18 protein-coding genes are annotated in these 21264 nt (G+C 44.8%); 9 read left to right on the top strand and 9 right to left on the bottom strand.

The genetic code is table 11. From position 1 onward, the window contains the following. Positions 1 to 13: 13 nt before the first annotated feature. Complete coding sequence (gene murQ / locus AACW06_RS14005) at positions 14 to 916, bottom strand: N-acetylmuramic acid 6-phosphate etherase (RefSeq protein ID WP_192075536.1); 903 nt, start codon at positions 914 to 916, stop codon at positions 14 to 16. 229 nt (positions 917 to 1145) lie between these two features. Here murQ and AACW06_RS14000 point away from each other — a divergent pair, with 229 nt between their 5' ends. Next, complete coding sequence (locus AACW06_RS14000; RefSeq protein ID WP_192075541.1) at positions 1146 to 1994, top strand: SIS domain-containing protein; 849 nt, start codon at positions 1146 to 1148, stop codon at positions 1992 to 1994. A 76-nt stretch (positions 1995 to 2070) separates the two neighbouring features. On the opposite strand, the gene AACW06_RS13995 is transcribed toward AACW06_RS14000, so the two are convergent. Continuing rightward, positions 2071 to 2373 carry a DUF3630 family protein gene (locus AACW06_RS13995; protein WP_053309732.1) on the bottom strand — a complete coding sequence of 101 codons (303 nt, stop codon included), beginning with the start codon at positions 2371 to 2373 and terminating at the stop codon, positions 2071 to 2073. Next, positions 2366 to 4204 carry an ATP-dependent DNA helicase RecQ gene (gene recQ / locus AACW06_RS13990; protein ID WP_192075535.1) on the bottom strand — a complete coding sequence of 613 codons (1839 nt, stop codon included), beginning with the start codon at positions 4202 to 4204 and terminating at the stop codon, positions 2366 to 2368. Before recQ ends, AACW06_RS13995 begins: the two co-directional genes overlap by 8 nt. 268 nt (positions 4205 to 4472) lie before the next feature. Here recQ and rarD point away from each other — a divergent pair, with 268 nt between their 5' ends. Then, on the top strand, positions 4473 to 5393 hold the full coding sequence (gene rarD, locus AACW06_RS13985) for an EamA family transporter RarD (protein ID WP_192075534.1): 921 nt from the start codon (positions 4473 to 4475) through the stop codon (positions 5391 to 5393). Positions 5394 to 5414: 21 nt separating this feature from the next. Further along, positions 5415 to 6074, top strand: coding sequence for a LysE family translocator (locus tag AACW06_RS13980; RefSeq protein WP_053309735.1), 660 nt, complete (start codon positions 5415 to 5417; stop codon positions 6072 to 6074). 773 nt (positions 6075 to 6847) lie between these two features. On the opposite strand, the gene uvrD is transcribed toward AACW06_RS13980, so the two are convergent. After that, on the bottom strand, positions 6848 to 9022 hold the full coding sequence (gene uvrD, locus AACW06_RS13975) for a DNA helicase II (RefSeq protein ID WP_192075533.1): 2175 nt from the start codon (positions 9020 to 9022) through the stop codon (positions 6848 to 6850). Between the two features lie 311 nt (positions 9023 to 9333). Here uvrD and AACW06_RS13970 point away from each other — a divergent pair, with 311 nt between their 5' ends. The 4 genes from AACW06_RS13970 to AACW06_RS13955 all read left to right on the top strand — a co-directional run bounded on the left by AACW06_RS13970 (position 9334) and on the right by AACW06_RS13955 (position 11819). Further along, on the top strand, positions 9334 to 9591 hold the full coding sequence (locus AACW06_RS13970; protein WP_192075532.1) for a BufA1 family periplasmic bufferin-type metallophore: 258 nt from the start codon (positions 9334 to 9336) through the stop codon (positions 9589 to 9591). A 103-nt stretch (positions 9592 to 9694) separates the two neighbouring features. Then, a complete protein-coding gene (bufB, locus tag AACW06_RS13965) occupies positions 9695 to 10597 on the top strand; it encodes an MNIO family bufferin maturase (RefSeq protein WP_192075531.1) in 903 nt (300 codons plus the stop codon). Next, positions 10594 to 11367: an HvfC/BufC N-terminal domain-containing protein gene (locus AACW06_RS13960; protein ID WP_192075530.1), complete on the top strand. Its 774-nt coding sequence runs from the start codon at positions 10594 to 10596 to the stop codon at positions 11365 to 11367. Before bufB ends, AACW06_RS13960 begins: the two co-directional genes overlap by 4 nt. 2 nt (positions 11368 to 11369) lie before the next feature. Further along, positions 11370 to 11819, top strand: coding sequence for a DoxX family protein (locus AACW06_RS13955; protein WP_420911160.1), 450 nt, complete (start codon positions 11370 to 11372; stop codon positions 11817 to 11819). A gap of 64 nt (positions 11820 to 11883) precedes the next feature. Here the strand turns inward: AACW06_RS13955 and prlC are convergent, their stop codons facing one another. Further along, positions 11884 to 13926: an oligopeptidase A gene (prlC, locus tag AACW06_RS13950; protein ID WP_192075528.1), complete on the bottom strand. Its 2043-nt coding sequence runs from the start codon at positions 13924 to 13926 to the stop codon at positions 11884 to 11886. A gap of 182 nt (positions 13927 to 14108) precedes the next feature. On the opposite strand from prlC, the gene AACW06_RS13945 reads away from it, so the two are divergent. Both AACW06_RS13945 and gorA read left to right on the top strand, forming a co-directional pair. After that, a complete protein-coding gene (locus tag AACW06_RS13945) occupies positions 14109 to 14948 on the top strand; it encodes a 23S rRNA (adenine(2030)-N(6))-methyltransferase RlmJ (protein ID WP_192075527.1) in 840 nt (279 codons plus the stop codon). A 50-nt stretch (positions 14949 to 14998) separates the two neighbouring features. Next, positions 14999 to 16354: a glutathione-disulfide reductase gene (gene gorA / locus AACW06_RS13940; RefSeq protein ID WP_192075526.1), complete on the top strand. Its 1356-nt coding sequence runs from the start codon at positions 14999 to 15001 to the stop codon at positions 16352 to 16354. 52 nt (positions 16355 to 16406) lie between these two features. On the opposite strand, the gene AACW06_RS13935 is transcribed toward gorA, so the two are convergent. The 4 genes from AACW06_RS13935 to AACW06_RS13920 form a co-directional block, all read right to left on the bottom strand. Continuing rightward, on the bottom strand, positions 16407 to 17300 hold the full coding sequence (locus AACW06_RS13935) for an SPOR domain-containing protein (protein ID WP_238336715.1): 894 nt from the start codon (positions 17298 to 17300) through the stop codon (positions 16407 to 16409). A 237-nt stretch (positions 17301 to 17537) separates the two neighbouring features. Further along, positions 17538 to 18476, bottom strand: coding sequence for an ABC transporter permease (locus tag AACW06_RS13930; RefSeq protein WP_192075524.1), 939 nt, complete (start codon positions 18474 to 18476; stop codon positions 17538 to 17540). A gap of 2 nt (positions 18477 to 18478) precedes the next feature. Continuing rightward, positions 18479 to 19456, bottom strand: coding sequence for an ABC transporter permease (locus AACW06_RS13925; RefSeq protein WP_192075523.1), 978 nt, complete (start codon positions 19454 to 19456; stop codon positions 18479 to 18481). Between the two features lie 197 nt (positions 19457 to 19653). Continuing rightward, positions 19654 to 21210 carry an ABC transporter substrate-binding protein gene (locus AACW06_RS13920; protein WP_192075522.1) on the bottom strand — a complete coding sequence of 519 codons (1557 nt, stop codon included), beginning with the start codon at positions 21208 to 21210 and terminating at the stop codon, positions 19654 to 19656. Positions 21211 to 21264 lie beyond the last annotated feature (54 nt).

The raw sequence follows: 21264 nt of genomic DNA, 5'->3' as shown, positions 1-21264 counted from the left end.
CCAGTCTATTATTTTATTGGTCGTTAAGCGCCGCGCGAATAAATCCATTATGCTTAGCAAGTTTTTGTGTCGCTTGCTCGGCATTCATATCGGCAAGAATCATTAAAATGGCGGTTTTGCAATGACGCTGGCAAGCATTGAGCGCCTGTTCTGCTTGATTGCTACTACAGCCAGTTGCTTCAACAACAATGTTGTTTTGACGCTGAATTAACTTGGCATTGGTGGCTTCAACGTCAACCATCAAATTACCAAATACTTTGCCAGAGCGGATCATCGCACCACTAGTCAGCATGTTGAGGATCAGTTTTTGCGCAGTGCCCGCTTTCATACGCGAAGAACCAGTAATAACTTCAGCCCCCACCACGGGAATAATCGCAATGTCAGCTTGTTGTTGCATCGCACATTGTGGGTTACACGCAATAGCCACCACCGTAGCCCCTATTGACCTAGCGTAAGCCATACCACCTAACACGTAAGGTGTACGCCCACTTGCCGCAATACCGACCACTACGTCTTTATCCGTTAACTGGAGATGTTTCAGGTCATCCTGCCCCAATTCTGTATTGTCTTCTGCGTTTTCAACTGCCTTGAGAATCGCCTGATGGCCACCTGCAATTAAACCCACTACCAAATCTGGGTGAAAACCATACGTCGGCGGACATTCGCTGGCATCTAAAATACCAAGACGACCAGAAGTACCAGCGCCCATATAAATCAAGCGTCCTCCCGTTTGGAATGCTAATACAATTGCATCCACAGCTTGCGCAACTTGAGGTAACGTTTTCTCTACAGCGAACGCGACTTTTTGATCTTCACGATTGATAACTTGTAGCATTTCGAGTGTTGGAAGGATGTCGATATCAGCACTGGCTGAATTGCGGCCTTCCGTGATCAACTGGGTTAAATCAATTTTCATCAAATCTTTCTCTGTAGGGATTCGGAACTGAGGTGATTCTATGGAATAAAATATTCCAATTAAGTGACAAAAATCACAATAAAGGTTATTCTTTAAGCAGTGCGTGAATGGAATAATGAACCACCCTTATATGATAAAAATAACAAATCAACTTCAAATACATAAAGATAGATACATGAAAATTATTTCTATATAGGAATAATTTATTCAAAAAAATGAGGCTAGAATGATGTCTGTGATGAACAAGCTAATGAGTCGCCGTACGCAACTCTCTAGTAGTGGGTTAAAAATTGCGGATTGGATCATCGCCTATCCAGAAAAAGCCGCCACGGCGACTAGCCAAACCCTGGCTGACCACGCCCAAGTGAGCCAATCTAGTATTGTAAAATTCACTCAAAAAATTGGTTTTAAGGGATATAGCGAATTCAAGTTGGCACTGGCCGAAGAACTCGGCCGCAAACAAGCGATGCATAGCACCCCTTTGCACAGTAATATTTTGGTCGATGACCCCATCGCCGTTATCGCACAAAAACTAGTGCAGGCCAAAACTGACGCAATGTTCCACACCACCAATGCACTTTCATTTAGCCACTTTAACCAAGCCATTCAATGGATAAACCTTGCAAACCGAGTACAAATAGTGGGAATTGGTGGATCAGCCCTTACCGCAAAAGATTTAGCTTTCAAGCTATTAAAGTTAGGCATCACCGCATTAACCGAACAAGACAGCCACGTTCAAATCGCTACTGCACGTACTCTTTCGGCGCAAGATATCCAAATTGTGATTTCATTTTCTGGGGATAGGAAAGAGATTTTGGTGGCAGCAGAATCGGCTAAAGAGCAGGGTGCAAAGGTCATTGCTCTCACTTCACCGACAAAAAATCGATTACGCGAGCTGGCGGATCTCTCCTTTGATACCATCGCAGACGAAAGCCAACATCGCAGCTCTTCTATCGCTTCGCGTACCGCTCAGAACGTCCTCACTGACCTGATATTTATCACTCTAGTTCAACAAAGAGATGAATCTGCTCGGCAGTTGATTGATGATATTTCATCGGATATTCGGCAGATTTTCTAACGGGGCGGGGTTTGCTTTCTTCAATAGCGTATTAGGTGATGACAAAATAGAACAGAATAAAAGTTGGCTTAAGCGACTAACAACCACGAGCAAAAAGCTGCGCCAAGAAATCCATCTCTTGTTGGCTCTCTTTTATCGACAGTGCTTCTAACCACATACATTCGCTGTAATGTTCTGCTTTCAGAAATAGCTGACAACCTTCAAAGTCAATCAACCATGAATGAATGTCAGCGTCCCACTGTTTTTCAATGACGCTTGCCGAAAGCAAATCAACCAAACGCTCCCCAAATTGAGGAAAAGTATCAAAATCAAAACGTGGGGCACTCAGGATTAGTCGCCCTTCCTCTTGCAGATAATGCGCTAAACCAAACTCAGCCATGGTGGGTTAAATGCTCCTGAATTAAGTCTAAAAATGGGTCGGCATATTTTTCAAGTTTGCGTTGCCCCACCCCATTAACCGCCAACATTTCACCGTAAGAAGTTGGTAAGATTTCTGCCATATCGATCAAGGTGGCATCACTAAACACCACGTAAGGAGGCAGACCATCGTCATCGGCGATCGACTTACGCAACTTTCGCAACTTAGCAAATAAGGCTTTATCGTAATTCTTATTGGACAATTTATCTGATTTCGCAGCACGAGCAGCGGTATCAAGCCTTGGAATAGCAAGCTCTAACGACATTTCACCGCGCAATAATGGCCGCGCTTCTTCAGTAAGCTGCAAGGTCGAGTTGCGGGTAATGTTTTGTTGCAACAATCCTTTGTGGATCAACTGACGAAAAATACTGACCCAGTAGTCGTGGCTGTGATCTCGACCGATGCCATAAGTGGTGAGCTTATCGTGGCCATTTTCACGAATGCGGATATTTTGCATACCGCGCATCACTTCCACCACATAGCCAATACCAAACCCTTGATTGACACGATAAACACACGATAACGCTTTTTGTGCCTCTTGCGTGGCATCGAAATGTTTGGGTGGATCTAAGCAAATATCGCAGTTACCACAAGGCTTCTCACGGTACTCACCAAAATAATTCAGCAGAACTTGGCGGCGACAGGTTTGTGCTTCAGCAAACGCATTCATTGCCCCCAGTTTATGGCTTTCGACCTGTTTTTGCGGCCCTTCTGGTTTTTCATCTAACATACGACGAAGCCAGCTAATGTCGGCTGGGTCGTAAAGCATCATCGCTTCAGCCGGTAAACCATCACGCCCTGCTCGCCCTGTTTCTTGGTAATACGATTCAATGTTGCGTGGGATATCAAAATGGGCAACAAAGCGTACATTGGGTTTATTGATCCCCATACCAAACGCCACCGTTGCCACCACGATTTGAATATCATCACGTTGAAAAGCTTCTTGTACATAAGCGCGCTCATCCGCATCCATCCCTGCATGGTAACTGGCCGCGCGAATATGGTTGTTACACAGTTTTTCAGTCAACATTTCAACTTTTTTACGGCTACCACAATAAATGATGCCGCAATGACCTTTTTGAGTATCGAGATAACGGATGATTTGCGAAACCGGCTTATGTTTTTCAACCAAGGTATAGCGAATATTCGGGCGATCAAAACTGCCCAAATAAATATGAGGCTCTTGCAGTTGTAGACGATGTAAAATGTCGCTACGAGTGGCGTCATCAGCGGTGGCGGTTAAAGCCATAAATGGCACATGAGAAAATTGCTGTTTTAATTGGCCAAGGGCGGCATATTCAGGACGAAAATCATGCCCCCACTGTGAAATACAGTGCGCTTCATCAACCGCAATCATGGCTAACGGTAAGCTGTGTAAACGTTCGATAAAATCACGCATCAACACACGTTCTGGCGAGACATAAATCAGCTTTAGCTGCCCTGAATTCATCCGGTTATAAACCGAGATCAACGCCTCTCGCGACATGGTTGAATTGACACATTCAGCTGCTACACCGTTGGCTTTTAGTTGATCCACTTGGTCTTTCATCAGAGAAATTAGTGGCGAAATGACCAACGTAATGCCATCTTTCACTAAAGCGGGGATCTGATAGCAGAGTGATTTACCACCACCAGTCGGCATAATTACTAAACTATCTTGCCCGGCTAATGCCGCCTCAATGACCTCTTGCTGGCCAACGCGAAAAGTCTGATAACCAAAGACAGTCTGTAAAATACTGCTTGAGCTATCAGGCGCGGGATCGGCTTGTTGAGCAATTAAAGTGGCGGTCATGAAGTTTCCAAGGTGGTAATGATAAGCAACGGCAGCCAAGCTTGTTTAAGCTCAAGCCGCAAAGCGTCTTATTGTAGTGGTGTTCGATGGTGAATAAAACCGCAAAATGTGTGTGCTATATAATTGATCGGTGTTGTCATGCTTTCTCACCAACTGTGCTGGCTAACCTCTTTAGCTTATTAACAAAGATGCCACTAAAACTCGGATAGGTATATACTGTCGAATCGTTTCGCTGCACAGCGGTCAACCCCTCAGAGAAAGATAGTAAATGACTCCAGAAGAAGAACAGCAACGCTCACGACAGGGTGTTCTATTAGCCATCGGTGCTTATACCATGTGGGGCATTGCTCCCATTTATTTTAAAGCGATCGGTGCTGTTTCCGCGTTAGAGATCCTCAGTCACCGTGTCGTCTGGTCATTTTTCCTGCTCGCAGCATTATTGCATTTGGGCCGCAACTGGCGCAGCGTGCGTGATGTAATGACCAACAAAAGCAAAATGATCTACTTAGTCTCGACCTCACTTTTGGTCGGCAGCAACTGGCTTATTTTTATTTGGGCGGTTAATGCCAACCATATGCTGGATGCTAGCTTAGGCTACTATATCAATCCACTACTCAATGTGGTGCTTGGGATGCTATTTCTTGGCGAGCGACTGCGTAAACTACAATGGGTCGCCGTTGCACTGGCTGCGATTGGAGTAACCATTCAACTGGTGGTTTTTGGTTCAGTGCCCATTGTGGCCATCGCATTAGCCACCACCTTTGGTTTTTATGGATTGTTGCGTAAAAAGGTAGCACTGGATGCACAAACTGGTTTGTTCATTGAAACCTTAGTGATGCTGCCTGCGGCAGCTATTTATTTGCTATTTATTGCCGATTCAGCCACCTCAAACATGGCTACTAACCCCATAAGTCTTAACATTTTGCTGGTTGCGGCTGGGGTTATCACTACTCTGCCACTATTGTGTTTTACAGGTGCAGCAACTCGCTTAAAACTATCTACACTGGGGTTTTTCCAATATATTGGCCCAAGTTTGATGCTTTTACTCGCCGTTTTGGTTTATGGAGAAGCCTTTACTAGTGACAAAGCGATCACTTTTGGCTTTATTTGGGGTGCATTAGTATTATTCAGCTTTGATGGTTTGACCTATAAGCGCAAGCTCGCACCTAAAATAACCACGACCCCATAAAACACTAAATAATAACATTGCATGAACGAAACCAGTATTTTAATTACCCTTGCCAGTGTCCACTTTGTGGCACTCATGAGCCCAGGGCCTGATGTCGCGTTAGTAGTACAAAACGCCACGCGCTATGGCCGTCAAACCGGTGTATTCATTGCACTTGGGTTGTCATGCGGCATTTTATTTCACTCCCTACTCAGCTTGACGGGGGTGAGTTACCTAGTGCACCAGCACCCAACCCTATTTGCCATTCTACAGTTGGCCGGCGGAAGCTACCTGCTTTACCTTGGAATAGGAGCATTAAAAGCCACATACTCTCAGTGGAAAAGTCCTTCAAGTAACGAGATTATCGAAAACCCTGCATTATTGTTGAGCAATAAACGCCAAGCTTTCTCTCGTGGCTTCATGACTAATATCCTTAATCCCAAAGCTTTGGTGTTTTTTATCAGCCTGATGTCGAGTTTAGTCCCTGCTGGCATGTCGCTATCCGGCAAGGCAAGCGCACTGCTCGTTCTATGGGGGCTTTCATTGCTGTGGTTTGCCAGCCTTGCTTGGATGCTGTCAACTAAGCGATTACAAAAGCGTTTACAATCACTTAGCTCCTACATTGATGGCCTGTGTGGGGTTATTTTCACTGCTATTGGCGGGCTTATTGTACTGCAAGCATTCACGGTCTTTGCAGCCTAATGCAGTGATCAACACTCCTTCTTGTGCGAGATCTCTTACAAACAAGTGAGCAAATATCGCTTTTTCCATAGAAGAAACCCCCACAAGATACTATAACCATTTGATTTACAATAGATCTAATGCTGTAAGCCAAAAAAAAATATTACGAAATCGTTTTCCTAGCATTGCCGATAAATTAGAGATGGGTAATATGTACCTCGTCGGAAGGATTCTGACACGGAACAGGAAAGCACCAAGGATTTGGTCATCTTCAGGATGAAGAGACGACTACTCAGGATGAATGGTCGGCATGGAAAGCGAATTGGACATTGAATGGACACAATAGTAACTAGGATGGTTGCTACTAAGGAAAGACAATGGACACCTCTGGATGAGGCAAGGACTGAACATCAGGATGATGTAAAGGACACCGCTCAGGGAACAAGTGATGAACGCTAACGTGGATTGTTGGCAGGCCAGGAAGGTCAAAAAAGGACACCGCTAGGAAGGCGACGTAAGGAATAAGCTGACGGAATACAGCACACTATCATGGATTTGATGCATGGAGCACTTTTGTAGCTGGATTGCTGCGAGTAAGACTATAACCCCGCAGGGCTTTTGCCCTCGGGGTTTTTCTTTATTGGGCTAAAATGCAAATATCTCGCCTTACAAACCTGCGGCCCTTACTTCATGTAACACATTCCCTTAAGCATGGATAACCGATGCTCAAGGGATCCAATGCCCTAATGGTAAGCGTTTCTGCTATTGACTAGTGACCATCAATTACTTTGTGATCATAGCCTTTCTAGCTTAGCGTAAGCAGTTACTAACCATTTAATGCCTTCCCCGTTAAAAGCCACTTGAACACGGCTTTGTGGACCACTTCCTTCAAAGTTGATAATGGTGCCTTCACCAAAAATAGGGTGTTTGACGCGTGCACCCAAGCTAAAACCCGTTTCATTAAAGGTCTCTTTAACCACGCTTTGACTAAAGCGTCCGGCGCTGGCTGGTCGACTGACTTGCGCTTTCATGCGAACTTCATCTAAGCAAGCTTCTGGCAGTTCACGAATAAAACGCGAGGGTTTATGGTATTTATCTTGACCATACAAACGGCGAATTTCAGCATAAGTGATGTACAACTTTTGCATGGCTCGCGTCATACCAACGTAGCAAAGGCGGCGCTCTTCTTCCAAACGCCCGGCTTCTTCGGCCGACATTTGGCTGGGGAACATACCCTCTTCAACCCCAACCATAAATACCAATGGGAATTCCAACCCTTTAGCACTGTGTAGAGTCATTAATTGTACCGCATCATCAAACTCGTCGGCTTGGCCATCACCAGCTTCAAGTGCCGCATGCGTCAAAAATGCCGTCAGCATGCTCATTTCATCCGCTTCTTCTGGCTTTTCAAACTGACGTGTAGCAGTCACAAGTTCTTCTAAGTTCTCAATGCGCGCCTTTGATTTTTCGCCTTTCTCTTGCTCATACATGGTGTATAAGCCCGATGTTTTGATCACATGGTCGGTCTGTGTATGCAATGGCATCTCTGCGCTATCATCTTCTAGCGCATTCACTAGCTCAATAAAGCGGCTCAACGCACCGCCTGCGCGGCCAGTCAGAACTTTCTCATCAAGTAGAACTAAGCTTGCATCCCACATGGTGCAGCCGCGATCGCGCGCTGCAAAACGAATAGTTTCTAGCGTTTTATCACCTAGACCACGCGTCGGTGTATTCACCACACGTTCAAAAGCGGAGTCATCATTGCGGTTTGCCATCAAACGTAGGTAGCTTAGCGCGTCTTTGATTTCCTGGCGTTCGAAGAAGCGCATGCCGCCATAAATTCGGTACGGTAAACCCGCTTGAATTAATGCTTCTTCAAGTACTCGTGATTGGGCGTTATTGCGATACAACATTGCACAGTCGTTAAGTGAGCCGCCTTTATCTTGCCACTCTTTGATTTTATTGACCGTAAAACGCGCTTCATCAAGGTCGTTATATGCTGAATAAACGGAAATAGGTTCGCCTTCAATGCCGTCAGTCCACAATTCTTTACCCATACGATCGGTGTTGTTGGCGATCAGCGCATTAGATGCATCCAAAATGGTTTTGGTCGAACGGTAGTTTTGTTCCAGACGAATCGTATTCACACTTGGGAATTCTAGCGTGAACTTCTCGATATTCTCAATTTTAGCACCACGCCAACCATAGATAGATTGGTCGTCATCCCCAACAATCATCACGTGGCAATCACGACCAGCCATCATGCGCAACCAAGCGTATTGGATATTATTGGTGTCTTGAAACTCATCCACCAAAATATGTTTAAAGCGAGCCTGATAATGCTCGCGAATATACTTTTTATCGCGTAGCAGTTCATGCGTGCGTAGTAATATTTCGGCAAAATCGACTAACCCTGCGCGGTCACACGCGTCTTGATACGCAGTATATAGTTGCAAGTAGGTTTGCGTAACTGGATCGCGATACGCGTCGATATGCTGCGGACGTAACCCTTCATCTTTCTTGCCGTTAATCCACCAGCAAACTTGTCGTGCTGGCCACTGCTTCTCATCGAGGTTTTGCGCTTTGATCAAACGTCGTAGCAAACGCTGTTGATCTTCTGAATCTAGAATTTGGAAATCTTCTGGCAACTTAGCATCAAGGTAATGTGCGCGCAGAATGCGGTGACAAATTCCGTGGAATGTCCCGTTCCACATGCCAGATGCGCTGCCCATCATTAACTCTTCAATTCGACCGCGCATTTCTGCAGCAGCTTTATTGGTAAAGGTCACCGACATGATAGAAAACGGTGAAGCTTGTTCAACCGACATCAACCATGCAATGCGGTGCACCAATACGCGTGTTTTACCACTCCCCGCACCGGCAAGTACTAATAGGTTTTCTAAAGGTGCAGCAACAGCTTCACGCTGTTTATCGTTCAAACCATCGAGTAAAAGAGAGGGATCCATCATGAGTAAGCTACTGGTTATTTATACATAATTGCGATGATTATAACCCCAAATGGTGCAAAGATGCTCGTTTCTATCGCAATTTATTGTTATGGATAAACCGCCACTTCATGATTTTATTTCTATATTTATCAAAATTTAATCACTTTAAAATCAAACACTTTAATAAAAATCGAGAATAAATTTCAGTTTTTTCATTCAGCGTGTGAAAGTTTTTACGTGCTTTTTCCATCTTCTTTAGTAAGCAAGTTGAATGTTAACAAATCATTAACTTGCGAACTCAACTACATGGACAAAGTCTCGAGGAAATTATTATGAAAAAATCTAATCTTGCTGTTACTGCTGCGGTTACTAGTCTACTTGCTCTAGGTGGCACAATGTTAACATCGGCTCCTGCTTTCGCTGCTGAGAAAGAAAAATGCTATGGTGTGGCTAAAGCAGGCAAAAATGATTGCGCAACTAAAACAAGTTCTTGCGCTGGTACAGCAAAAGAAGATCACCAAAAAGACGCGTTTGTTGTGCTACCAAAAGGCCTGTGCGGCAAACTGGCTGGCGGCATGACTGAAGGTTAAAACTTAGCTTTAGAAGAGGTGCGCGGCGGCTCAACCAGCGCACCCTCTTTTTAGGGTTAGCAACCTTTCAGATTTACAGCACATCAGTTTTGGAGAGTGAATTGTGACCAACACACAACAGCACACTGCGCAATGCCCACCAGCACAACCTCACACAGAACAACACTGTAAAGTCGGCGTTGGTTTGCGCCATCCACATCTCGATTTTTTCACTGAACAGCCCAATCTAACTGGCTGGCTTGAGATCCACAGTGAAAATTATTTCCAACCATATTCGAATGCTCGCCAACAACTGCAAAACTTAGCTCAGCGCTACCCTATTAGCTGCCACGGTATTGGTTTATCTCTCGGTTCGGTAGAACGAATAAGCCGCAAACATTTGCAGCAGTTAAATGCATTGGTGCGTGAAATCGAGCCTATTTTTATTTCAGATCATTTAAGTTGGAGCCAAACTGGCGGCCATTACTTCAATGATTTGCTACCACTTCCCTACACAGAAGAAGCCCTACAAGTGTTTTGCCGCAATGTGCTAGAGGTTCAAGAGTATCTTGGTCGTCCATTGTTGATTGAAAACCCGTCGAGCTATTTGAAATTCCAACACTCAACCATCAGCGAGTGGGATTTTTTAAGTGAAGTGCATCAACGCACCGATTGCCGCTTATTGCTCGACCTCAATAATGTACATGTCTCCGCCTTCAATCACGGTTTTAGCAGCGAAACATATCTGGCTAATATTCCAGCGCAAGCTGTCGATGAAATTCATTTGGCGGGTTTTACCATCAAACACCTCGAACAGGGCGAGCTGTGGATAGATACCCATAGCCAACCAGTGAGCGCTGAAGTATGGCAACTGTTTGAGATGTGGATAGCACAACACGGTACTTGTCATACCCTTATTGAATGGGATCTTGATATTCCACAACCGCAAGTGCTGTTAGCTGAAGCGAGTAAAGCAAGCGAGAGAATACTCGCCACCGAACTCAGCGCGACAAGGAGAGCCTCATGAACCCTTCTCTTGCCGATATACAAACACAATTTGCGCAAGCATTGCACTACCAAGCCAGCGCAGATGACTGCCATATTGTTAGCGACCATTTTTCTGCCGAACAACGGATGCAGGTGTATCGCAATAATTTCGTCATCAGTTTAAGTGAGGTGCTTCAGGCTACCTATCCAATGCTGGAAGCCTTAGTGGGAGAAGAGTGCTTTGCCGGTTTGGCTCGCCAGCATGTACTGACTCACCCTCTGCAGGAAGGAAGTGTCACTCACTATGGTCAAGGGTTTGATCAAACCGTTAATCAGTTTCCTGCCGTCATTGAGGCTGCGCCTTACGCCAGCGAAGTCGCGCGTTTTGAATGGGCGAATGATCTCGTACAACAATATTACGCAAATGCCCCTTCCCATACTTACCAACCTTTAACGCAACTGGCCGCTATAGAGGAAGAAAAACACGGCCAGATCATCTTACATATCAAGGCAGACGTTATTGCCTTTGATTCCCCTTACGCACTTTTTTCGCTGCAAAAGGCCATTCAAACTGAACAATTTTCAAGGCTGGATATTTATCGTCAACAACGCGGTGTTATCGCTTGTAATGAGGATGGTTCACCTTGGTGCCAAACCCTGGATCTAGGCGCTTATCAATTGCTGTTGCTTGTGCAACAAAATCAGCCACTCGGCTTGATTGAAGCACCTTTGCTTGCTCATCTCAATACGCTGTTGGCTTTGAATCTTATCGCTGGTTTCACACTGTCTGGCACAAAGGAAAACTCATGAACATGACATTAAAAACTTGGCTAACGCGCTATGACTACAGCGTTGAAAATATTCAACATACTATCGTTCCCTTGTTGTTGTTGTTTTGTCGGCTGTGGGTCGCATGGGCTTTTTTCAATTCAGGCTTGGTGAAAATTGCCTCGTGGGACAGCACCTTGTATTTGTTTGAATTAGAGTACCAAGTGCCGATTCTACCTTGGGAACTGGCCGCCTATTTGGGAACGGCCGCAGAGCTGACATTACCCATATTCGTGGCATTAGGTTTGTTGAGCAGACCGATGGCGTTGGCGTTGTTCATTTTCAACATTGTGGCAGTGATTTCGTACCCTGTTTTATGGGAACAAGGTTTTTATGACCACCAATTATGGGGACTGATGTTATTACTTGTGGTGGTATGGGGCGCAGGGCCAATTTCTTTGGATAGAGTGTTAAGACAGCAGATCTCAAAGTAGACAAAAAATAAATGGTATGGATAGCAGTACTCTGCATCCATACCATCAACGGACTTAGGCTTAATTAAGCGGCAATACCAGCATGACGCAGTAAAGCATCGATTTGAGGTTCACGACCACGGAAGCGTTTGAATAGCTCCATTGGTTCTTCACTACCGCCCATCTCCAAGATATTCTTTAGAAAGCTATTACCCGTCTCTTTATTGAAGATACCTTCCTCTTCAAAGCGAGAGAATGCGTCAGCCGACAACACTTCTGCCCACAAATAGCTGTAGTAACCAGCACTATAACCACCAGCAAAAATATGGCTAAAGCTGTGCGAGAAACGGTTCCATTCTAGGCTTGGTAACACCGCCACTTTTGCTTTCACTTGCGCTAACGTTTCCAAAATACGTGGTCCTACTTCCGGGTCGTACTCGGTGTGCAACGTGAAGTCGAACAATCCAAATTCAAGCTGACGCAAAATAAACATCGCCGACTGGAAGTTTTTTGCCGCTAGCATTTTATCGAGCATCTCTTTGGGTAACGGTTCACCCGTTTCGTAGTGACCGGAAATAAACGCCAGCGCCTCTTCTTCCCAGCACCAGTTTTCTAGGAACTGACTCGGTAGCTCGACCGCATCCCAAGGCACACCATTAATTCCCGATACAGCGCCAACCGTCACTTGCGTTAACATGTGGTGGATGCCGTGGCCAAACTCGTGGAATAACGTCACCACTTCATCATGAGTAAAGAGTGCCGGTTTATCACCAACTGGGCGATTAAAGTTACACGTTAGGTAAGCGACTGGCGTTTGAAGCTCACCATTTAAGGTAATACGGCGGCCACGACAGTCGTCCATCCATGCACCGCCACGTTTGTGTTCACGCGCATACAGGTCGAGATAGAAACTGCCACGCAACGCACCTTCAGCATCAAAAATATCGAAAAAACGCACCGATTCGTGCCAAGTATCAACACCTTCACGCTCTTTGACCGTCATACCAAATACACGGTTCAGCACTTCAAATAGACCACTCACCACTTTCGATTCAGGGAAATAAGGGCGCAGTTCTTCGTCTGAAATTTGGAACAAATGCTGTTTCTGTTTTTCGCTGTAGTAAGCGATATCCCATAGCTCAAGCTCACTCACGCCAAATTCACTGTGCGCAAACTGACGCAGATCTTCGACTTCACGCTCACCTTGTGGTTTTACTTTGCTGGCAAGGTCATTCAAAAAGCCCAGCACTTGTGCTGGTGTTTCCGCCATTTTAGTGGCTAACGATTTTTCGCTATAGGTACTAAAACCGAGCATACGGGCAATTTCGTGGCGCAGCTTTAGCTTCTCGGCAATCAGTTCACTGTTGTCCCATTTACCAGCATTTGGACCGCGGTCTGAAGCTCGTGTCACATAGGCTTCGTAAAGTTCTTTACGTAGCGCCTGGTTATCACAGTAGGTCATTACAGGTAGATAAGATGGGATATCGAGTGTTAATAAATAGCCTTCTAGATCTTTCGCTTCAGCCGCCGCCTGCGCCGCTGCTAATGCAGATTCTGGCATGCCTGCTAACTCGTTGACGTCAGTCACGTGTTTAGTCCAACCCATGGTGGCATCAAGTACGTTGTTGGAAAACTTAGACCCCAGTTCAGACTGACGTTTGCTGATTTCGCCATAGCGCTTTTGCTCGACAAGTGGCAAACCAATGCCTGACAGTTCAAAGTCACGCAGCGCATCGCTAATGGTCTTTTTCTGTGCTTGAGAAAGCGAGGCAAATTCCTCACTGGCTTTAATGCTTTTATACGCTTCAAACAACCCTTTGTGTTGCCCTACCCATGTGCCGTATTCAGATAAAAGTGGCAAACAACTTTCGTAAGCATCACGCAGCTCGTCGCTATTCATCACTGAATTAAGATGGCTCACGGGCGACCAAATACGACTTAAGTAATCATCCACTTCTTCAATTGGTGCAACGAGGTTATCCCATGTTGGGTGAGTATTGCCGTCAAGCAGTTGATCTATTTTTGCTCGACAATCGTTGATCGCTTTCTCAACCGCTGGCTTTACGTGCTCCGGCTTAATGGCAGAAAACGGAGGCAGATCCGTAAAGGTAAGAAGTGGATTAGACATAGAACATTCCTTTTGGCTTAAAAACGATAACCACCTGAATTGGGGTTATCATCTTCTTTGTTTTTCATTGGTCTAAAATAGTAAATATAGGTAGGTTCAGCAATTTTCAATAGTGACGTATAATCAGTCAATAAATCTGATCCACTAAACACACTCGACGCTGAGTGTTTTGAGAGCCTATTTTGCTAAGTTATCGTCACAGCTTTCACGCTGGCAACCACGCTGATGTGTTAAAGCATATCGTGCAAAGCCTTATCCTCCATGCTTTGCAGCAAAAAGACAAACCGTTTGTCTACCATGATACTCACTCTGGTGTAGGTCGCTACGATTTAACCCACGAATGGTCAGAAAAAACCGGCGAATACAAACAAGGTATCGCTCGAGTATGGGCGCAAAACGACATTCCACAAGATATTCAAAGCTATCTTGATGCTGTTAAAGCACTGAATGAGGGTGATGAGCTACGTTATTACCCAGGTTCTCCGCGTGTAGCGCGAGCGCATTTACGCGTAAACGATCGCATGGTACTGACTGAATTACACCCAAGCGACTACCCTTTGCTTGAACAAGAGTTTCATCGTGATCGGCAGGTTTCAATCTATAAAGAAGATGGCTTTCAACGCCTCGTCGGCAGTTTGCCACCGAAAGAGCGCCGTGGCTTAGTGTTGATAGACCCACCTTACGAATTAGCATCAGAGTACCGTGATGTGGTTAAAGCGATTGCAAAAAGTTATAAGCGCTGGGCGACGGGTGTGTACGCGATTTGGTACCCAGTTGTTAACCGCGACACCATCGACGACATGCTAGAAGGGTTAGAAAGCCTCGGCATTCGTAAAATCTTACAAATTGAATTAGGCGTTTCACCCGACACCAACGAGCGTGGCATGACGGCCTCTGGCATGATAGTCATCAACCCACCATGGAAATTAGAAAGCCAGATGCAGGAAATTTTACCTTTCCTTAAGCAAGCAATTGCGCCAGCAACCGGTCATTTTAAAGTCGAATGGGTTGTACCTGAATAAACTGACCCAATGTATCAAACAATAATTCTAAAAGAATAACGGAGAAAGTAATGGCAACGCATTTTGATTATATCTGTATCGGTGGTGGTTCTGGCGGTATCGCATCGGCCAACCGTGCTGCAATGTATGGCGCCAAAGTCGCACTAATTGAAGCCAAAGACCTTGGCGGTACTTGTGTCAACGTAGGTTGTGTACCAAAGAAAGTGATGTGGCATGGTGCTCAAGTTGCGGAAGCGATGAATTTATACGCCGCAGATTACGGCTTTGATGTCGATGTAAAAGGCTTCAACTGGAGCAAATTAGTTGAAAGCCGCCAAGCTTATATTGACCGCATTCACCAATCTTATGACCGCGTGTTAGGCAACAATAAAGTCGAAGTCATTCGTGGATTTGCTAAATTTGTTGATGCGAAAACCGTTGAAGTTAATGGTCAACATTACACTGCAGATCATATCTTGATTGCTGTCGGTGGCCGCCCATCGATTCCAAACATTCCAGGTGCGGAGCATGGCATTGATTCAAATGGTTTCTTTGACCTAGCAGAACAACCAAAACGCGTTGCTGTGGTTGGTGCAGGTTACATAGCAGTAGAAATTGCTGGCGTATTGAATGCGCTTGGTACAGAAACGCACCTTTATGTACGTAAAGAGTCCCCACTGCGCAGCTTTGATCCGATGATCATCGAAACACTCACCGAAGTAATGGCGGCAGAAGGCCCAGCACTACACACTCATTCAGTACCCAAAGAAGTGGTAAAAGAAGCCGATGGTAGCCTGACTCTACACCTTGAAAATGGTCAAAGCCAAAATGTCGATACACTGATTTGGGCAATTGGTCGCCATCCAGCAACGGATGCTATCAACCTTGCAGCAACTGGTGTTGAAACCAATGCGCAAGGCTACATTAAAGTGGATGAGTTCCAAGCAACCAACATACCTGGCATTTACTGTGTGGGTGACATCATGGAAGGCGGTATCGAGCTAACACCTGTCGCAGTTAAAGCAGGTCGTCAGCTTTCTGAGCGTCTATTCAACGGCAAAACCAACGCCAAGATGGACTACAAGTTAGTTCCTACCGTTGTCTTCAGCCACCCACCTATCGGCACAATTGGTCTAACGACTGAAGAAGCACAAGCACAATACGGCAAAGACAATGTGAAAGTATATACTTCTGGCTTTACCGCTATGTACACCGCTGTGACCTCGCACCGTCAGCCATGTAAAATGAAGCTGGTATGTGCTGGTGAAGAAGAGACTGTTGTTGGACTACACGGCATTGGCTTTGCCGTTGATGAAATGATTCAAGGTTTTGGTGTAGCCATGAAAATGGGCGCAACTAAAGCGGATTTCGATTCAGTGGTTGCCATACACCCGACCGGCAGTGAAGAATTCGTTACTATGAGGTAACCCTTTGTATTAATTTAAAAATCCCGCGAAATGCGGGGTTTTTAGTTAAATGCTACTTCACACAAATAACATTGAGTAGCGATGAGCCTTTAAGCTGGCTAACCTTACCACTGGTAAACAACCCTTTTTTACCCCATCCCCAATATGGAAGATGCATCGGCCATTGATCACTTTTCATCAGTTTTGAATCAAGCAGGTGCTGCCACTCTTCTTCAGTAGCCAAACGCATGTTGAGTGTGGCACAGGTTTTTTCTGCCGAATCATAACTTAAACGATTCCAAGCTAACCCATGTTCCATATAAAACAGGTCATCACCAAAGGTGATATACGGCACTTGGTATTCAATGCCATTGGTTGTAGTGCTCAAGCGAATATTCATATTGCTAGCCATTGTCGCTTGAGCTTTAGGAACTTCCGCTAATGTTTTCGGCTGCGCTTTGAGTTTAGCCTGAGGCTTTTTAGTGGCAACGGGTGCTGCCGCTTTCGGTTTTTGTACTGAAGCCGCAGCCTGACCATTGCTTCTTTGCACTTCACGAATAAACGCTTCTTTGTATCCAGGTACTTTTTGTATTAACGGTAGCTCTTTCTGTGCTTGCGCATAGTCAGTATAAGGGCCAATCAAACAGCGGTAGGTGTTGGCTTCTGGTTTAAGCCAAACGTCGGTAGAGATATGTGCATAAAATAATTTAGCTTTTTGTAGCGGTAAGGGCTGACTCAATACTCCGCATTGAATCCAAAAATTTGAAGACTGACTTTTGGGCTTTTGTTTACCCCATAGCCCTTGACCAATAGGACATGCCTTATCCAAAACCGGCAATTGATTGGTCGATGCTTGTGTTGCATCACAGAGAAAATCTTCCGCCCATACGGGTTGGAAAAAGGCAGGAAGAGCCAATAGTGTCAAGCTCGAAACGGTGCGAAGCATATTTTTCAGCATCAGACCCATACTCATATCCATATTATTTGTTAATTATAGTAACAACATTGCTCGTTCAATGTTCAACATCTTCATACCATACCCTAACTATTTGAAACTTCTGTGAGATAGCAAACGAATGAAAATTAACTCGTCAAAATAATACTAGCAAATAGCGCGAGTACAAAAATCATGCAAAAAAAGAGCCGCATTATTCTGCAGCTCTTAGTGTAGGTATCTTTTGATCAAAAAATCAATGAATTCACATCACCCTTTATAGATCTTAGGGTTGAACACATCGCGTAACCAGTCACCCAGTAAATTGATAACCAAAACCAACGTGACTAACACGAAACCTGGGAATGCGGTAATCCACCACGCACCAGAGAATATATAGTTGAAGCCAATACTGATCAGCGCACCAAGTGACGGTTGGTCAACCGGCAAACCTAAACCAAGGAAAGAAAGTGCCGCTTCAGACATGATGGCGTTGGCAATTTGTACCGTAGAGATAACCAAAATTGGCGACAAACAGTTCGGCAGAATATGACGGAACATAATGCGTGGCGCTTTAAAGCCCATCACACGAGCTGCTTCTACATACTCTTTCTTCTTCTCGGCTAATACAGAGGCTCGAATGGTACGTGCATATTGCGGCCATTCTGCAACGCCAATAATCACTACTAACATTATCACAGCATATTGGCTGTAGAACTCGCTGCCAAAACTGGCTTTAAAAATAGCCGAAACAATGATCGCCACCATCATGGTCGAAAATGACAACTGAACATCAGCAAAACGCATCAAAAAGCTATCAATACGGCCACCAAAATAACCGGCAGAAAGACCAATCACAATCCCCAGAATTAACTGTAAACCAACCGCAAGAAAGCCAATCGTCAATGATAAACGAGAGCCATAAAGCATGGTTGAGAATATGTCGCGACCTTGCTCATCAGTACCCAAAATAAAGCGTTCTTCTCCACCATCCATCCATGATGGCGGTAATTCAGCATCCATAATATCAATCGATGACAGATCGTACGGGTTGCTTGGCGCAATTAATGGTGCCGCGATAGACAGCGTTAAGAACATCAGGAAGATGGCAAAACTGGTCATCGCAACTTTATCGCGCAAGAAATGATAAAGAAAATCAGACTGTTTGAAACGCTCCCAACGAGATGGAGCAGCAGCAAATTGGCTCATGGTTAAGCTCCTTTTCCAGTTAGGTTAACGGTTGGGTTAATAAGCCCATATAACAGGTCAACAATGGTATTGGTCACCACGAAAATCAAACCCACAAAAATAACGTAGGCGGTGATCAACGGAGTATCGACACGGTTGATGGCTTCAAGGAAAAGAAAGCCTGTACCCGGCCACTGGAAAACAGTTTCGGTTAAAATGGTGTACGCCACCATAGTACCGATTTGGACACCACCGACTGTTAATACTGGTAGCATGGTGTTCTTCAACGCATGTTGATAATGAATTTTATTCAATGCCAAGCCTTTTGCTTTGGCAAATTTAATGTATTCAGAACTCAATACCTCTAGCATTTCAGAACGCACCAAACGGATAAACAGCGGTAGCATGATCGATGCTAGTGATACACACGGCAAAACAAGGTGCGCTAACCCATCAAGAGTGAAAAAGCCTGACTCCCAACCTAACCAGTTAGCGGTTTCGCCACGCCCGTAAGAAGGCAGCCAGCCCAAGGCGATAGAAAATACATACATCAACATAATCGCGGTCAAAAACACGGGAATGGAAATACCGATACTACTGCCGGCCATCACGACCTTAGTAAATAAGCTCTTAGGATGAATGGCGGTATACACACCCAAAGGAATCGAGCAAACAATGATGATGATGGTTGCACCTAGCACGAGCTCTAGCGTGGCAACTAATTTGTCTAAAATCACGTCAACGGCTGGACGTTTGAAAAAATAAGATGTGCCTAAGTCACCTTGAACGGCAGCGGTAATAAAACGAGTGTATTTGGTAACGAAAGGATCATTGAGGCCCAGTTCATCACGCAGTGCTTGACGCTCGGCTTCTGAAACAGATTGCCCAACAAGCTCACGCAACGGATCGCCCAGGTTATCCTGAATGGCAAACGCCACTAAACTGATCACAAACATCACTATCAGTGCCTGAAACAGGCGCTTGACCAGAAACGAAAACATTCCTTGCCCCTTAACTATCCATGATGGTTCTTTTTAAAATTTAATAACTTTAATAGGAACGGAGAAATTCAGTCTTAAAAATGGCACCTAACCCGACTGAAACAAAGCTAAGAACCTAAATCTTAATAAGGCATCCAACTGCGGATGCCTTGAATGGCTTAAGTGCCGCTACCGAAGTAACGGCATTGCTTAAGTAATTATTCGCTTACGATGAGATCACCGAAGTAAGGGAATTCCATCGCGTTAACAATTGGTTTGATATCCAATGTAGATTTTGCACCCCACGCTAGATTCTGCCAATGTAGAGGAACAAATGCTGCGTCGTTGTATAGCGTTGTTTCTACTTTTTGTAGCATCGCGGCACGTTTTGCAGGATCCGTTTCTACGTTTGATGCTTCAACTAACTTGTCAACTTCAGGATTTGAGTAGTGACCACAGTTGTACTGACCTTTACCTGTTTCTTCGTTACGAGTCATGGTTAGGAATTCAGAGAAGTTCGCTGAATCTTCAGTATCTGAGTGCCAACCGATCATCAACATATCTGCTGCACATTTATCAAACTCTGGCCAGTATTGCGCTTTTGGCATGGTTTTTAGATCAACTTTAATGCCGATCTTAGACAGCATGGCAGCTGCCGCTTGTGCTACTTTCGCATCGTTCACGTAACGGTTGTTAGGAGCGATCATGGTTAATGTGAAGCCTTTTTCGTAACCCGCTTCTTTCATCAACGCTTTCGCTTTTTTCAGATCGTAACGTGGAACAAGGTTGGCATCATAACCTGCATAACCTGAAGGGCCTTGTTGACCAGCCGCTGTTGCAAAACCTTTCATGATCTTATCAACAATACCTTCATTGTTAATCGCATGAACGATCGCTTGACGTACTCGTACATCTTTCAGTGCTTCGTTACTATTTTGGTTCATTTGGAAAGTAATGATACGTGTACCTGGCAAGGTCACTAGATCAATGCCTTTTGCTTGCTCAACACGTTTGTGGTCATTCGGTGCAACTGGTGCAATCATATCTACATCGCCAGAAAGCAGCGCTGCAACACGTGTTGCATCTTCTTTAATTGGCACCAATGTTAGCTTATCAACGTTACCTTTAGATGCTTTATCCCAGTAATCATTGAAGCGTGCAAATTCAACTTTTACGCCTTGCTCACGTGACGTTACGACAAATGGACCTGTACCTGAAACATGAGTTGAAGCGAAAGAATTACCATGCTTCACTACTTCAGACTTATCTTTACCATCGTCTGTTTTGCCTGAATAGAACTTGCTATCCATTGGGAAAATGTAAGTCGCCGTTTGCAGAACCAGTGGGTAAGCACCTTTCGATACGATTTCGACGGTGTAATCGTCTACTTTTACCATTTTCTCATAAGGTTCAAAGATAGCTTTGAAGTCAGGAGAATTTTGTAGTCGCTCAAACGTCCATACCACGTCGTCTGCCGTTAGTTCGTTACCAGAGTGGAACTTAACACCTTTACGTAGGTTAAAGCGGAAGGTTGTTTCATCAACACGCTCCCATTTTTCAGCAAGGCGAGGTTCAAAATCAAATGTCTGGGTGTAACGAACTAGAGGATCAAACACCATGTGAGACATTTGCAGTGTGCCGCCAGATAGCTGCTCATGCGGATCAAGTGACACTGGGTCAGCATCGTAAGCGACAGTAATATCTGCCGCGCTTGCTGCAAAGCTCAAACCTGCAGCCATTAAAGCCACTGCTAATTTGCTTTTCATGGTTTTCATTGCATAGCTCCTTATGCGGGAATCCAAATCCCTAGTTGTTATATTTGCTTCTGT

The sequence above is a fragment of the Vibrio sp. S12_S33 genome (assembly GCF_963889785.1).
Taxonomy (GTDB): domain Bacteria; phylum Pseudomonadota; class Gammaproteobacteria; order Enterobacterales; family Vibrionaceae; genus Vibrio; species Vibrio aestuarianus.
The sequence above is the reverse complement of the archived record's forward strand: the minus strand, read 5'-3'. Positions and strand labels throughout refer to the sequence as shown.